Source organism: Hymenobacter metallilatus, from assembly GCF_003944705.1.
In the GTDB taxonomy this organism is placed as follows: Bacteria; Bacteroidota; Bacteroidia; order Cytophagales; family Hymenobacteraceae; genus Hymenobacter; species Hymenobacter metallilatus.
In genome coordinates this window covers 76,125-91,614 of sequence record NZ_RWIS01000005.1, presented here as the reverse complement: position 1 = coordinate 91,614, position 15,490 = coordinate 76,125, and the positions used below count along the sequence as shown (strand labels likewise).

Annotated in this window: 13 protein-coding genes; 1 reads left to right on the top strand and 12 read right to left on the bottom strand. The window is 59.3% G+C overall.

The window, feature by feature from the left end:
• Positions 1–277: 277 nt before the first annotated feature.
• Positions 278–1,015, top strand: a complete 738-nt coding sequence (locus EI290_RS09080) for a LytR/AlgR family response regulator transcription factor (RefSeq protein ID WP_125428910.1) — start codon at positions 278–280, stop codon at positions 1,013–1,015.
• Here the strand turns inward: EI290_RS09080 and EI290_RS09075 are convergent.
• The 12 genes from EI290_RS09075 to EI290_RS09020 all read right to left on the bottom strand — a co-directional run bounded on the left by EI290_RS09075 (position 996) and on the right by EI290_RS09020 (position 15,347).
• The gene (locus tag EI290_RS09075; protein ID WP_125428908.1) at positions 996–3,041 is read right to left on the bottom strand and encodes an ATP-binding protein; all 2,046 of its coding nucleotides are present in this window, start codon (positions 3,039–3,041) and stop codon (positions 996–998) included. The two genes, EI290_RS09080 and EI290_RS09075, sit on opposite strands and share 20 nt — an antisense overlap.
• A gap of 131 nt (positions 3,042–3,172) precedes the next feature.
• Positions 3,173–3,904 carry a fatty acid desaturase gene (locus EI290_RS09070; protein WP_246008906.1) on the bottom strand — a complete coding sequence of 244 codons (732 nt, stop codon included), beginning with the start codon at positions 3,902–3,904 and terminating at the stop codon, positions 3,173–3,175.
• Positions 3,905–3,947: 43 nt separating this feature from the next.
• Positions 3,948–4,796, bottom strand: a complete 849-nt coding sequence (locus EI290_RS09065) for a 4-hydroxy-3-methylbut-2-enyl diphosphate reductase (protein ID WP_125428904.1) — start codon at positions 4,794–4,796, stop codon at positions 3,948–3,950.
• A 101-nt stretch (positions 4,797–4,897) separates the two neighbouring features.
• Positions 4,898–6,094 (bottom strand): carboxypeptidase-like regulatory domain-containing protein, encoded by a 1,197-nt coding sequence (locus tag EI290_RS09060; protein ID WP_125428903.1) that lies wholly within the window; start codon positions 6,092–6,094, stop codon positions 4,898–4,900.
• A gap of 149 nt (positions 6,095–6,243) precedes the next feature.
• A complete protein-coding gene (locus EI290_RS09055) occupies positions 6,244–6,717 on the bottom strand; it encodes a hypothetical protein (protein WP_125428901.1) in 474 nt (157 codons plus the stop codon).
• Between the two features lie 269 nt (positions 6,718–6,986).
• On the bottom strand, positions 6,987–7,829 hold the full coding sequence (locus EI290_RS09050) for a phytoene/squalene synthase family protein (RefSeq protein ID WP_125428899.1): 843 nt from the start codon (positions 7,827–7,829) through the stop codon (positions 6,987–6,989).
• A gap of 128 nt (positions 7,830–7,957) precedes the next feature.
• A complete protein-coding gene (locus EI290_RS09045; protein ID WP_246008905.1) occupies positions 7,958–9,454 on the bottom strand; it encodes a phytoene desaturase family protein in 1,497 nt (498 codons plus the stop codon).
• Positions 9,455–9,643: 189 nt separating this feature from the next.
• On the bottom strand, positions 9,644–10,159 hold the full coding sequence (locus EI290_RS09040) for a sigma-70 family RNA polymerase sigma factor (RefSeq protein WP_125428897.1): 516 nt from the start codon (positions 10,157–10,159) through the stop codon (positions 9,644–9,646).
• A gap of 252 nt (positions 10,160–10,411) precedes the next feature.
• Entirely contained in the window at positions 10,412–11,341 is a 930-nt protein-coding gene (locus EI290_RS09035) for a MerR family transcriptional regulator (RefSeq protein ID WP_125428896.1), read from the bottom strand.
• 4 nt (positions 11,342–11,345) lie between these two features.
• On the bottom strand, positions 11,346–11,864 hold the full coding sequence (locus tag EI290_RS09030; RefSeq protein WP_125428894.1) for a sterol desaturase family protein: 519 nt from the start codon (positions 11,862–11,864) through the stop codon (positions 11,346–11,348).
• Positions 11,865–12,109: 245 nt separating this feature from the next.
• Positions 12,110–12,922 carry an enoyl-CoA hydratase/isomerase family protein gene (locus EI290_RS09025; RefSeq protein ID WP_125428892.1) on the bottom strand — a complete coding sequence of 271 codons (813 nt, stop codon included), beginning with the start codon at positions 12,920–12,922 and terminating at the stop codon, positions 12,110–12,112.
• A gap of 187 nt (positions 12,923–13,109) precedes the next feature.
• A complete protein-coding gene (locus EI290_RS09020; RefSeq protein ID WP_125428890.1) occupies positions 13,110–15,347 on the bottom strand; it encodes a ComEC/Rec2 family competence protein in 2,238 nt (745 codons plus the stop codon).
• Positions 15,348–15,490: the final 143 nt, after the last annotated feature.

The window sequence follows — 15,490 nt, the reverse complement described above, 5'->3', positions numbered from 1 at the left end:
GTGCGTGCAGGTGGGCAGTCATTGAGCCGAAAGAAGAAAGACCGGTGGCAGGACGGGCAAACAGAGCAGAATATGGCAGTATGGGTAGTATGATTGTACTACGACAGAATATAGGTAATCATCTAGATTTCACCTCATTAAAGTAGAGCAAGCCAGCTTAAAAGTAGACCAGCAGACACTACAGACCGTTGAAAATTGTTTTCTTTCAATAATTTATAAGACAATTCGATTTTATCTGTTTATATTGACCCCACTCCTCCGTAATAGTGCTTCGCGTATGAAGATTTCGTGCCTGCTCCTCGACGACGATCCGCTTGTGCTGGACTTGCTGCAAGCCTATGTGGCCATGACGGATATTCTGGATGTGAAGGCTGCTTTTACCGATCCGCTGGACGCGCACCGCTACCTGATGGACAACCACGTGCAGGTGCTTTTCTCGGATGTGACCATGCCCCACCTCAGCGGTATTGACCTGGTGCGCTCCTTGCAGCAGCCTCCCCTGGTGGTGCTGATGACGGCCTATCCGCAGTACGCCATGGAAGGCTTTAACCTGGATGTCATTGATTTTCTGCTCAAGCCTATTTCCCTGGACCGGTTTCTGAAAGCCGTGAATAAGGTAGCCGGTATTCTGCGCGTAAACACCTCGGCTTTGGATGTTCAGAATGATACACTCACGGGCTGGGGCTCTTTTTTTATCCGCACCGATGCGCAATTTGTGCGCCTGCATTACCGGGAAGTGCTCTACATTGAGGCCCTGAAGGATTTCACCAAGATTAACACCTCCGATGGTCGTACCCACCTGACGCTGGTGAACCTGAAGAACCTGGAAGAGCAGCTCCCACCCGGCTTGTTTGTGCGCACCCACCGCTCTTACCTGGTGAATGCCTCCCGCATCGATTCGGTCAGCAACCTGGAGGTAAAAGTAGGGGGCCACGCCCTGCCCCTGGGCCAGACTTACCGGGAACGGGTTACGGAGCGTATTGTAAACCGCTCCCTTATTCGGCGGCAGCAGTAACGGCGGACTGCCGCCGGCCAGCCAGCACTACCGGACTGTCTTCGTCGAGGGCGGGCAGGGTAAAGTGAAACTGCGAGCCAACACCCTCCTGGCTCTGAAAAGAAAACTCCCCGCCGTTGCGTTGCACAAATTCCTGACACAGCTGCAGGCCTAGCCCGGTACCTTTCTCGCGGGCAGTACCCAAGGTGGAGAAAGGGCCCTGATGCCCCAGCAGGCGAGCCTGCTGGTCAGCTTCCATCCCAACTCCTGTGTCCTGCACTGTTACCATCCACCACTGCGCTTGCCGCCGGGCGGCTACCGTTACCGTGCCGCCAGCCGCCGTAAATTTGAGTGCATTGCTCAGCAGGTTTCGCAGTACCAGCCGTATCATGTTGATGTCGGCGCGGGCCAGACACACCTCGGGTACCTTATTGAGCAGTTGAATCTCTTTGCGGTCGGCATCTCCCTGGAATAAGGCTACGGCTTCTTCAACCAGCTCGTCCAGCCGGATACGCTCCGGCCGGGCGCTGCCTTCGCCCTTCAGCTGCGAAGCCGACCAATTAAGCAGGTTGTCGAGCAGGTGCAGCGTACCATCGAGCATGCGCGTAAGCCGCTCAGAATGTGCCGCCAGCCGGTCGGCGGGCAGGCGGCCCAGCTTCAGCAGCGCCAGCAAGGAGTATAAGGAGCTAAGCGGCCCCCGCAAATCGTGGGAAATGATGGAAAACAGGGTGTCTTTGGTTTGATTGAGGCGGTCCAGCTCTTCCTTTTGCCGGTTGATGGCTGCGTTTTTCCAGTGCAGGAGGCGGTTGGTATGGCGCTGCCGGCGCTGGGCCCGGTACAGACCTAGGGCGGTGGCCAGCAACAACACCACACTAACAGCCAACAAGTTACGCACCATTTTCTGCCACCGCAGATTGGCCTGCTGCAGCTGACGCTCCTTTATCAGTAGCTGAATTTCTCTCTCCTTTTTTTCGGTTTCGTAGCGGGTTTGCAGCTCCGCTACCTGCGCCAGTCGTTGCTCGGCGGCTACACTATCCTGCAGGGCGGTGAAGCGCGTAAGGGCGTCCAGCGCGGCCTGGGGTTTGCGGTGGCGGCGGTACAGGCTGGTCAGGGCGGCGTACAGCTCACTCAGCAGCACCGGGGAGCCACTATGCCGGGCGGGCACCAGGGCCGCCTGCAGGTAGCGGCTGGCAGCAGCTTCATTGCCAAGCGAGTCGTAGGAAATGCCCAGGTCGCGCAGCACCACTGTACGCTGGCGGGCCGGGGCAGTGGTTGGCAACCACTGTAAGGCTTGCTGAAACCAGCTGTTGGCCGTTTCGGTATTGCTCAGCGACTGGTATACCTGCCCCATTCCGTTGTAGGCCGCACTGGTTTGGGCGCTGTCCTGCTGACGGCGGGCCCAGGCAATGCTTTGCTGCAGGTAGTACAACGCCCGGCTCGGGTGCTGCTGCTCCAGATGAGCACCCCCCAGCCGATGCAGCACCTGAGCGGTATGCGCGTGATTATGGGCCAGCTGCCAGGCCGCCAGGGCCTGCTCGTAGCTTTTCTGGGCCCGAAACCAGTGGCCGGTGCGGCCATACAATTCGCCCAGGTGCTCCCACACCTGCCCCTGCCCATTCAGTTGCCGCCGCTGCCGGAAGGTGTGCAGGGCCAGTTGATAGGTTTGGCGGGCCTTGCCCGTGTCGCCTTGGCTGAGCAGGGCCCGGCCCGCCAGCCAATGGGTCCAGGCAGTGGCCTCAGAATCGGGCTGGCTAAAGCGCCGGGCGTGCCGATACTGCTGCAATGCCAGCTCCGGCCGCCCCAGCGTGTAGTAGGCCTGGCCCGCCGACCAATACAGCTGCCGCAGCCGTAGCGTATCCTGCTGCCGGGTAGCGGCGGGCAGGGCCGCCAGCGCCGTGGCCAGCAACGTCCGGGCCTCGGGCACCGACAGCTCCCGAATGGTCGGGACGCCACCCGGATTACCGGCCCCGGCAGCCGACCAGCAGCAACTCACAAGCACTACCACTCCCCCCCAGCCCTTCAGTACCGCCCGGACTACGTGCTGCATGGTAGGGTAAGCTTAAGGGTAGATTATACGGAAAGCGGACGGGTTGTTCTTTCCTCAATATAGCAAAACACAATTATTAAACTACTCCTACGTCCATTCCCTCCCCTGGCAGACGAGCCGCCCTCGGGGCATTAGTTTTCGGCCGCTGCCTTGGCCTGCCACAGCCGCCACCACGGCAGATAGGGCTGGTCGTGGTGCTCATAATGGTATCCAAAAAAATAGCAGCTGAGAAAGGCCCAGACATGATGCCGGAACTGGCTGCGTGACTTGTGCGGATTTTCGGGGGCGTGCTCCCCACGGTGCGGGAGGTAAGTGCCGAAGAAAAACAGCTGCAGAGTGGCCAGCACAGCCGGCAGCATCCAAAAGGCAATGACGTTTACTGCCGGAAAAAAATACTTGAGGCCGTTGTAGGTGGCAGCCATCAGCAGTACCTGGGCCGCTGTCACGTAATTCCAGGCGAAGCGGGCAAACCAGGGCAGAAACCCCGGGTGCTTTCCATCATGAAAATCGGGGTCGGCCTCGGTGGCTACGTGGCGGTGGTGGGCGTGGTGCTTGGGTAGCATCCGCGGAAACCAGTTGAAGGCAAACAGACCAGCTGCTAGTGTGCCAATGGCATTGTTAAGCCACTTCCGGCTGCTTACGACCCCATGCATGGCATCATGCGCCGTAATAAACAGCCCGGTGTAGAGGTGGGTTTGCAGCAGCGCCAGTAAGTAGGGCCCGGGCGTATGCCAATCGGGCTGATAGTACGCCAGCAGATACGTCAGCAGGGCGGCCCAACTGCCCAGTACCAGCCCCGCTATGCCCACACCCCGGTAGCCCAAGGGCTTGGGCGGCACCAGCCGGCCTTGTTTGGGTGCCAAGTTGTGGGAGGTTGACAAAACCGGCATCTGTTTCCTGATTCCGTTAAAAAGCCAGCAGCGTATCGCGCACCTGTTCCATCTGCCACATGGGCGTGCTGGTAGCTCCGCAAATACCCACCGACTGGCCCGGCTGGAACCAGGTAGGGCATAGCTCTTCGGCCTTGGAAATAAAGTGGGTGGCGGGATTGGTATCCTTGCACACCTGGTACAGCACCTTGCCATTGGAGCTTTTGGTACCCGACACAAATACTACCTGATCGAACTGCGCGGCAAACCGGCGCAAGTCCTTGTCCCGGTTACTCACTTGCCGGCAAATAGTGTCGTTGGTGTTCACCTGGTAGCCCCGCGCCTCCAGCTTCTGCTTGATGCTGTAAAAGGAATCGGTGCTTTTGGTGGTTTGGCTATAGAGCGTAAGCTGCTGGGGCAACTCATGGCGGAGCAGTTCCTCCAGGTTTTCAAACACAATGGCCTGGCCGCTGGTCTGTCCCAGCAGCCCACGCACCTCAGCGTGGCCGTGCTTGCCATAAATGAAGATTTTTTCCTTCCGGTCGAAGCTGCTTTTGATGCGGTTCTGCAGCTTAAGCACTACCGGGCAGGAGGCATCAATCAGCGTAAGATTGTTCTGCAAGGCCGTTTGGTAGGTGCTGGGCGGCTCCCCGTGAGCCCGGATCAGCACGGCCTCCCCGCGCAGCTGGTGCAGCTGCTCGTAGTCGATAATGCGCAGGCCCCGGCGCTCCAGGCGCTCTACCTCTTCATCGTTGTGCACAATATCGCCGAGGCAGTACAGGTAGCCCTGCTCGTCCAGCAGGTCTTCGGCCATCTGAATAGCATAGATTACGCCGAAGCAAAAGCCGGAATTCGTGTCGATACGGACGCTCAGGTGGTGCGGCATAGCTAACGGACTAACTGCGGAGGTTCGCAGAAGGTTACGCTCAGGGGGAGGAAGATAGAACACAAACCGCGAAACCCCACAGTAGTTTTCATCTTCCGTCCTCAGAACGCCCCAAAGGCTTTGCGTTGTTCCAGGTCCCGGATAACCTTTTCCTCAACCGGCGAGGCGCGCAGAATTTCCTGCGCACGCCAGAATGCGGCGTCGTAGGGCTTTTTCCGGGCCTGCTTCAGGTCGTCGTAGCTGGCACCAGTGGTTTTGTAGCCTTTGCCGGCCGGGCGGGCGGTGTAACGGTAAAAAAACAGGTTGCCGTGAATGGTGGTGGTATCGGGCCGGCCCTGGTAGCGCAGCACAATCTGCTGCTCAGCCCGGATGGCCTGCACCCGGCTCAGGGAGTCGCGGTGCGGAGCAAATTCGGTGGTCATCTGCATCGTCTGGCTGGCCACGGTGGTACCTTGCCGCAGCTGCAGGGACATGAGGTTCTCAATCGGAATGCGGGCTTCCAGGCGGCGTAGGGCGGCCGTGTTGAAGTCGATGTATAGGGTACCTTCCGGCACAAACCGGTCGAGGCCGGGCCGCTTGCGGAACTCGATAACGGCCGTTTCCTGGCCCTGATTTTCCAGCACCTCCCGCAGCCGGAACGTAAACAGCTGCTCACTGCCTGGGCTCAGCGGTACCGACAGCGTGCGGCGGCTGGGCCGGGAGTCAAATACTGGAATCAGCCGTAGGGCCGACGAAAAGCTGCTCATTTCCACGCCGGTGTCCTCCGCAACGGAGCCGTAGCGGGCCTGCTCCATTTGCCAGCCATTGATGCCCTGTCCGTTAAAGCGCACATCATAAAACGCATCCAGAAATTCGGTGTAGCGGCCGTTGTGCTCCTGCTTCTGCCGGTAAAAGGCTTTCCCAAACTCTTCTTCTTTCTGGTGGCGGGCCAGCTTGGCATAGGCCCGCTGCACCAGGGCGGCGGCCAGCTGGTTAGGGTTGCGCACCTTCACCTCGGGCAAGGCCACAGTGCTGGCTTTCAGCGTTACAGTTACCGGCGCGGCCGAGGTGACATCCAGCACGGCGGTGGTGTAGCCCAGGCTCACAATGGCCAGTTTCTGGGGCAGCTTGCTCACGCGCAGACTGAACTCCCCGGCCTCGTTGGTAGCAGTGCCCGGCTCGGCACCCGGCGGGCCCACGTTGGCGAAGGGCACCGGCCGGTTCTGCTCGTCCACCACCCGGCCTTTCAGCACAGTTTGCTGGGCATAAGCAGTGCTGGTAACAATGACGGCAACGGTCAGAAGCAACAGTTTTTTCATAGACAACGGAATAGGCAAGCAGCCGGCCCGGGCGCATATACCCGGCCGAAACACTGCTAGAACGCACAAAAGCCACTGGGGTATATACGAAGGCCCTGCAATTCCGCAGGTGGAATGCAGGGCCCTGTAGTTTTCATCGGCCGGCTCGGCTAGAGCTGTGCCAGCTTCTGCGCCTCGGCTTCCGATACATGGCCGCGCTGCACCAGAAAGTCGCGCACCAGCCCGAACGACTCTGCATCGAGGCCGGATTTGGGGTGTTTGAGCAGGGTACTCACCAGAAATTGCCGGTCATCGTCCACGTGCGCGCTCAGGCCCAGAAAGCTGGGCAGGTTGCTTTCCACACTCAGGCGCAGAAACCGAATTTCGGCGTTGTCGTCGTCCAGCTTCACGGCCTGGTCGAATAGCTTGCTGGCCTGCTGCACGTAGGTGAGCTTATTGAACATGGAAGCGTCGCGGGCCCGAATGGCTTCAGCGGCAGCTTTATAGGCCAGCACCACGGCATCCTGCTTGTCGTAGGCAGCCATGAGCTTATGAAATTTCTCACCGGCCTCTTTGCTGGCAGCGGCCTGTTGATACTGGCGGCGCAGATGAGGTAGCGCGTAAGGGTTGGCTTCGGTTGACACGAGGGTGGAAAACGTCAGGGAAAGAAATAGGAATAGGAATCGATTCAGCTTCACGCGGGGGTGTTTTTCGTTGTTGGCTGTTCGTTTTTAGTTGCTCGGGAGCAGTTTGGGGGGAGGAAGGGCGCTAAGCTCCTGCGCTACCGCCCCGGCGAAACTAGCAGGTATCGGCCACTTCAAGCCACAACCGCGCCAAACACTTACCTACCACTCCCTAGCCCCAGCGCCTACACAAACAACTAACAACGAAAAACAACCAACCAAAAACCGCCCTATACCCGGGCCAGCCGGTAACGGAAGTAGGAGCCCAGCAGCAGCAGCAGCTTGGTATTGTTGGGCACGCGCACCCGCTCGCCCAGGATGGTAGTGGCCGGCAGCTGGCGGATTTTGTGGAAGAGCTTGAGGTAGTACACGTAGGCCAGATACACGCCCAGGCGGGCCGCCCGGGGCAGTTGCACGATACCCGCGTAGCCGGCCTCAAAATCGGCCCGGATGTCGGCCTCAATGTCGCGCTTCACCTCATCCGTGAACCGCTCGTACTGCACCCCGGGGAAGTACACGCGGCCCCGCTCCTCGTAGTCGGAGCGCACGTCGCGCAGGAAGTTCACTTTCTGAAAAGCCGAACCCAGCCGCCGGGCTGGCTCCCGCAGGTGGTCGAACAGGGCGGTATCCCCCTCACAGAAGATGCGCAGGCACATCAGCCCCACCACTTCCGCCGAGCCGTAGATGTACTGCTCGTACAGGGACTGGTTGTAGTTCCGGTCGTCGAGGTCCATTTCCATGCTCAGCAGAAAGGCATCGATAAACTCCCGGTCAATGCCGTAGCGGCGCACCACGTCCTGGAACGCATGTAGCACCGGGTTCAGACTCAGCCCGATTTCCAGGGCCTCGTAGGTCTGGCGCTTGAAATCGGCGAACAGGGCAGCCTTGTCGTGGGCGTGGAAGGTGTCCACAATTTCATCGGCCCAGCGCACAAAGCCATACACCGAGTACACCGGCAGGTGAAACCGCCGGTCCAGCGTGCGGATTCCCAGCGTGAAGGACGTGCTGTAGCGCTTGGTTATCAGCTTGGCGCAGGCCCGGCTGGTGTCGGTAAAAAGCTGAACGTGGTCCACTTTGTGTCAATTAAAAATTGAGAATTAAAAATTAAGAATTGGCCGGACTGCTACTCGTGGTACTCTATCTATCCCAGACAACTCCTACTTATTGCTTCTCAACGTCCATCATTTTTAATTTCTAATTCTCAATTTTTAATTGAAAACTCCTTCTCCACTTCCTTGGCCACCACCTGGCCCGAGATGAGCGAGGGGGGCACGCCGGGGCCGGGCACGGTAAGCTGGCCGGTAAAATACAGATTTCGCACCTTTTTGCTTTTGAGGGAAGGTTTCAGGATGGCCGTTTGGCGCAGGGTGTTGGCCAGGCCGTAGGCGTTGCCCTTGTAGCTGTGGTAGTCCTGCATGAAGTCCTGGTGGGCGTAGCTGCGCTTGTACACCACCGCGTCGCGGATACTGGTGCCGCAGTGCTTTTCCAGCCGGTCCAGCAGCAGGTTGTAGTAATACTCCCGGGTTTCTTCGGGGTCGGGCAGGTTGGGAGCCACCGGAATCAGCAGGAAAATGTTCTCGCAGCCTTCCGGGGCCACGCTGGGGTCCGTCTGGCTGGGGGCCGATACGTAGAACAGCGGACGGCTGGGCCACTTGGGGTCCTCGTAGATTTCCTGGGCGTGCAGGCTGAAATCCTCGTCGAAGAACAGATTGTGGTGGCGCAGGTTGGGCAGGCGCTTGCTCACGCCCAGGTAAAACAGCAGCGACGACGGGGCCATAGTGCGCGAGTCCCAATACGCCTCGTCGTAGGTGCGCCACTCGGGGGCCAGCAGGTGCTGCTCGGCGTGGTGGTAGTCGGCCCCGGCTATTACCACGTCGGCGGGCCGGAAGCCCTGGGCGGTCTGCACACCGGTAGCCCGCCCGTTTTCCACCACAATCTGCTGCACCTCCTGGTTGTACTCCAGCCGCACGCCCCGCTCCTCGGCCAGGGCCACCATGCCTTCCACGATGCGGTGCATTCCGCCCAGCGGGTACCAAGTGCCCAAGGCCAGGTCGGCGTAGTTCATGAGTGAGTACAGGGCCGGGGTGTTTTCGGAAGTGGCTCCCAGAAACAGAATCGGGAATTCTACCAGCTCCAGCAGGCGCGGGTCCCGGAAAAACTTACGCACGTGCTTGTGCATACTCTGGAGCAAATCCAGCCGCACGGCGTCCAGGGCCAGGCGCGGGTCCAGGAACTCCAGCAAAGAGCGGCCGGGCATGTGCACAAACTTGCCGATGCCCACCTCATACTTGTAGGCCGCCTGCCGCAGAAACTCATCAAGCCGGGCCCCACTGCCGGGCTCGTACCGCTCGAACAGCTGGCGCAGCTCACTCATGGCGGCCGGGATATCCACGGCCTCGGGTCCTTTGAAAATTACCTGATACGAGGGGTCCAGCCGCACCAGCTCGTAGTAGTCCGACACCTTTTTGCCGAAGCGGGCGAAATACTGCTCGAAAATATCGGGCATCCAGTACCAGCTCGGGCCCATATCGAAGGTAAAGCCCTGCGCCCGGAACACCCGCGCCCGGCCGCCAGGACCTTCGTTTTTTTCCAGAATCGTGACGCGGTAGCCGCGCTGGGCCAGGGAAGTAGCCGCCGACAGGCCCGCAAAGCCGGCGCCAATGACCAAAACGTGTTGGGAGGAAGCAGGAGAAGCCAAACAGTAGAGATTGGGTGGAAAGGGTGCAAGCTACAATCCGGCGGGCATACGGAATTGTTTTGCATACAGACGCTACTTTCTTGCCCGCCGGCACAAACAGACGGGCCGCAAATCACGTCACCTGGGATGGTAAACGTAATCTGCGGCCCGCGATACGCCCGGGGCGGGTCTGTACTCTCTCCCTATTCCCTACACGCCGGGGGCGTATGTCTTCAGCGCCTGCTTCAGCTCTTTGCGGGCGATGTGGATACGGTTTTTCACGGTTCCAATCGGAATTTGCAGCTTCTCCGCAATTTCCAAGTACTTGTAACCGATGTAGTACATCATAAACGGAGTCCGGTACTCGGCCGAAAGGCCGGCAATGGCTTCGTTGATATCCGTTACTACGAAGTCAGACGTTGCACCGTTGTGCGTAATGTAATTTTCGTTGGTGTTGAAGTACTGGAAGTACTCCGTGCTGTCAATATTGCTATTGCGCTTGGTGATTTTGTTGTAGTTGTTGATGAAGGTGTTGCGCATGATGGTGTACAACCACGCCTTCAGGTTGGTGCCCGCCTTGAACTTGTCTTTGTTCAGCATGGCTTTGAGCAAGGTTTCCTGCACCAGGTCCTTGGCATCGTCTGCGTCGCGCGTCAGGTTCATCGCCACGGGCTTTAGGGAGTAAGAAATCTTCTGTACTTGGTCGGTGAATTCCAAAGAGGTCATACTGTTTAGCTTTTCGTGGCAAAAAGTTAAACAAATATACGTGGCGTTTTGAAAGTAGTGCGTACCTACATCAATTTATTTTCCTTAATGCCCGTATTTCGTACGCCGCCCATCTAATATTCACCCTATATCACTGTATTTCAGCCCACTAACAAGCATTTATCTCTTTCATACACTACCCCAAAAACAGACTACCCCAGCGTTACTGCTAAGCAGTACGGCCGGGGTAGTACTTGGTTGGAAGCCAATAGATTATCCTTCTGTTAACTCTGGCTGCGCTACGCAGGCATCGGCAGCCACTAGGTTGTTAGCCAACAGAATAAAATCTGTTACCAAACCCAGTCGGGCCGCATTGGGGGGCAGCTCAAACGCCAGCTGTGCCAGAGGGCCGTACAGATACAGCCGAATATCAGGACAAAGCTGCCCCAATTGGTGAACAAAATCCTGTACTTCGTGGCGCTCCGGCACCGCCGTGAGTACGGTAACAGCTGCATAGGGCTGGTACGCGGTGCATACTTTCTGCAGCTCGCTGAGCGGCAGGCTCTGGCCCAAGTACAGCACATGATGGCCCCGGGCCCGCAATACGTAGTTCATAAACAGCAGCGCCAGCTCGTGCATCTCGCCCTCCGGCAGAAACAGCACCCAGCGCCGCGAAGTAGCGGGCTGCACCGGTGGCAGGGAGTCGGTGGCAGCCATGAGCTTCTGCTTGATGAGGTGCGTCACCAAATGCTCCTGGGCCGGATTCACGGTACCGGCCTGCCACATAACGCCAATACGCTGCAAAAACGGGTAAACTACCCGTAGCACGGCCTGCTCAAACCCATGCTGCTCCACCACCTGATTTAGCGTACAGGTGAAGTTGCATTCATTCATTTCGAGCATGGCGGCCAACAGGGCGTTTACCTGATGACAGTACCGTTCCGAGTGGGCGTCATCATCACAGGAAATAACGGCGTTGGCCATTTCCTCCTCCGATAATTTGGCAATCTGGGAGATGCGGTAACCCCGGCCGCAAAGGGTGGCTACGTTTAGCAGGCGGCGCAGGTCATCGTCGCAGTAGGTGCGGATGTTGGTAGCAGTGCGCACGGGCCGCAAAATGCCGTAGCGCTGCTCCCAAATGCGGATAGTGTGCGCCTTGATGCCCGAAAGCTGCTCCAGGTCGCTGATAGAGAAATGTCCCACGGTGCTAGCCCTTCCTTTCTTGCTGATGATACGCTGACTGTGCTCCGCGCAGCACCCGCGTGGGTGCCGGACGGCGCAGGGCCAACTGATAGTATTTCGGCGACACCCACAGCAGCCCGAATTCCTCGCTACCGTCGCGGCCGGTGGTTTTGTGGTGCATTTTATGCGCCATATTCAGGGCCCGCAAATAGGCGTTGCGCGACTTGCGCCAGAACCGCAGCCGCCCATGAATCAGCACGTCGTGCACGAAAAAGTACAGCGTACCGTAGCTGGCAATGCCCACGCCCATCCAGAAGCGGTAATCCTTGGCAGCCGACCCAACCATAATCAGCAGCATGGATAGGGAGCCGTAGAACAGGAAGAAGAAGTCGTTGCGCTCAAAGCGGTGCGGGTGCCGCACATGGTGGGAGCGGTGCAGGAACCACAGTGGCCCATGCAGCACAAAGCGGTGCATAAACCAGGCTACGAATTCCATTCCGAGAAAAGTAGCCGTGGTTACGGCTACGGCTGCCAGCGTCGTCATAGAAGGCAAACCAGTGCGAAAGTGAGAAGTTTAAAAAAGTAGGTAAGGGAGAAAGGTACAAAAAATTGCCAGGGCCCGGAAAAGGCGCCGGAGTCAAGCTGGCCGTCGGAATGTGTACCCCAGAGCTGCGCTCCGGCCTTATACAAGAAGGTTGTTACTCCCAGGCGCGAGCTGAAGCACAGCTCCGGGGTCCATGTTCTGACGGGCCGGAATTCAGCTCTGGAGTACAGGTTCTGCTACTTCAGCTAGTTTTCCCAGGTAATCTTTTCCTTGCTCAGAAAGGCGGCAATACCGCGGCGGCAGTCGTCGGAGCCGCGGGCCTCGGCGTTCATGCGGGCAGCGTAGCGGAGGCTGTCTTCCAGGGGCATTTCCGGGATACGGGCCAGCATTTCCTTGGTAGTTTCCATGCTTTGACCGGAGTTTTCCACGCAGAGGCGGCGGGCAAACCGGTACACGTTGGCGGCTAGCTCCTCGCGGGGCACCAGGAAGTTGACCAGCCCAAACTCCAGAGCCGCCTGCGCCGAAATAACGTCGCCGGTGAGCAGAAGCTGCTTGGTGCGGGCTTCGCCAATCTTACGCAGCAGAAACACGCTTACAATGGCCGGAATAAAGCCAATTTTCACCTCGGTGTACCCGAATTTGGCCTCCGGCACGGCAAAGGCAAAGTCGCAGATGGTGGCCAGGCCGCAGCCCCCGGCCAGGGCGTGGCCCTGCACTTCGCCAATCACCACCTTTTTCAGGGTGTAAATCTGGTGGAAGAGTTGCATGAGGTGGGTAGAGTCGGCCAGGTTATCGGTGTAGCCAAACCCCTGCAGCTCCTGAATGTAGGCCAGGTCGGCGCCGGCGCAAAACACGTCCCCTTCGGCCCGCAGCACAATTACTTTGCAGGCCTCGTCATTTTCCGCAAACTCGAAAGCCTGCTTCAGCTCCGTTACTACGTCGGCGCTGAGGGCGTTGCGCTTATCGGGGCGGCTGAGGGTGATGTAACCAATGGAGTCCTGCGCGTCGTAGCGAATAAAACGGAGGTCTTCCAGTTCCTGAGTGGGCATGTCTTCCATAACCAGGGAGTTGCAGTACGGTGAAACAACTCAGCAGGTGCGGTATTCCGGGCAGGAATGAGGCAGAGACTGAGACAGAGCGGGGGCGCGAAAACCAAACGTAGCAAAATTGATGCTACGCTACTAGTATAGCCTATACTCCGATTCGGGGGTATACGGTTTCGGCCAACGCCCAATCCGGACCCGCCTACTGCCGGCCCTGAACGATAAACGCCCCAGCCAGCGTGACATCGTGGGTGCGGAAGCCAGCGGCGCGCAGCAAGGAATCCTGGCGAAGCACGTACCAGCTTTTGCAGGAAGAATCGAACACGACGGGGGCAGTAGTACCAAAGGTTGCAGCCAGCTCCTGGGGCCTGATGCGGGCATTGCGGCGCAGCACCACGGCCGCCAGGCCCGGCACCGGCGCGGTGGCCCCGCTCAGGGGCCCACTCACGAAAGCCAGCCGCCGACCACGCCACGCGGCCAGGGTAAGGCCCGGCTCAGCCACCACGGCCGGCACCGGACAGGCCTCCCACCCCGGGTGGTAGACCACCCGCCGGGCATCCCGCTGAATGCTGCCCGGTACAATCCGGTAGGTCCGCTCGGTTTCGGTGAGGGGCAGCGAGTCGAGGGTAACGATGTGGGCGCTGGCACCCTGCCAGAACCCCACTACCGAGCGGCGGGGAATACTGTATACAACCAGTTCCTCGGTGGGTGCCAGCTCGTGGGCGGCCCATACCCGGGACCCCGCAAACACGCCCAGCAGCGCGCAGGCCAGCGCCAGCCACGGCAGCTTGCGCAGGGCGAAGAAAAGCAGCAGGGTCAGGATAACGCCTCCAATCAGCCAGACCTGCGGCGTGGTAACGTGAATACCGGAAATCAGGGCGCTGGGCATCAGGCGGCCTACGCCGAAAATGTATTCGTTGAAAACCCAAATCATCTTCTCAAACAGCCCGGCCACTGCTCGCGGGCCATAGTCAAGAAAAGCCGCCAGGTTCGGCGAAATCAGCCCCACGCCTGCCACCAGCCCTTTCAGCACCAGCAGCCCCAGCCCAACGTACACGGCCCCGCTGGAAATGGGTACGGCTACCAGGTTGGAAAACAAAAAGCTCAGCGGGAACTGATGGAAGTAGTATAGGCCCAGCGGAAACGTAGCCACTTGAGCCGCCAGGGAGAGTGCCGTAGCAGCCCACACGTACTGCAGAAACACGCCCAGCCAGTGCCAGCCTTTCTGCACCATTTTCGGCTGCCAGGGCCGCTGCTTATTTAAAAAATAAGCTTTGGGCTGCAGCCAGCCCACAATACGCGGCTGCAGGTACACAATGCTCAGCACGGCCAGAAAAGAAAGCTGAAACCCCACGTCGCAGAGCAGGTAAGGGTCGTAGCAGAGCAGGAAAAAAGCGGCCACCGCCAGCAGGTTGTACATGGAGGTTTGCCGGCTCGTGGCGCGCCCCACAATGATGAACGTGAACATCACGGCCGCCCGCAGCACCGAGGCCGACAGGCCGGTTACGAAGGCATAGCTCCAGATAACAGACAGGCCCAGCAAAGCCGTAAACAGCCGGAACAACGGCCCGCGCCGCCCGGGCAGCCGGGCCAGCAGCCACGTTACGGCCCCGAACAGCAGCCCCACCTGCAACCCCGATACGGCCATGATGTGGGTGGTACCGGTGTTGGCGTAGGCCTGCCGGGTTTCCTGGTCTACCTCATCCTTGATACCAAGCACCAAAGCCGAGGCCAGCGCGTACTCCCGCTTGGCGTGCACGTACTGCCGGAACACGCCATCCAACACCCGGGCCGCTCGCATGGCCACGGCCCGCAACATGCTGGGCGGCTCGTAGGCCACCCGCAGAAACTGGTCGGGGTGAATGAACTGCTGGTGATACACCTGATGGTACTGCAGGTAGCGGCGGTAGTCAAACTCGCCGGGATTGAGCGGGGCTTTGCTGGGTGCCGGTGCTCCCCGCACCACCCACACGTCGCCGTACTGGGGCGCGGCCAGGCCTGCTTCCCGCGGTATTGAAACCCGCACTCCGCCCCGCGCCGGCTGCCAGCGGCCCGCCACGCGCACGGCTTGCACGCGCACCGTGGTGGCATAGGTGGCGGGGCGCACCACCGGATACTCATCCACTACGGCCCGGTAATACTCGATGCGGCTGCCAAACCGGTACAGGTGGTTGGCCGAGCGGCTTTCGGTAGCCTGCTGGGTGAGAGCCACCCCGGCCACGTACAGCATCAGCACGGCCAGGAGCCCGGCCGCATCGGTGGCACCGGGAGTGGCCTGGCGAGCCGCCCAGAGCTGCACCGCCAGAAACCCCAGAAACAATATCACCACCACCCAGCCCACCTCGGGTAGCACCGCACCGGCGTATAGGTAGGTAAGAATGCCGGCCATCAGGGGCAGCACCAGCCGGATAAATGCATTGGGAGCCCAGCTAATTACCATGATATCACACCGATAGTTGCCTGTATTGCTTTGCTGCCGCAGCAGGCAGGTAAAATGAGGAAAATCCGCTGAACTGCAAAAAAGATGGGCCGGCTCCTTTCCTCCAAGGAAAGGGGCCGGCCCGGCGTTCAAATGGCTGCAAT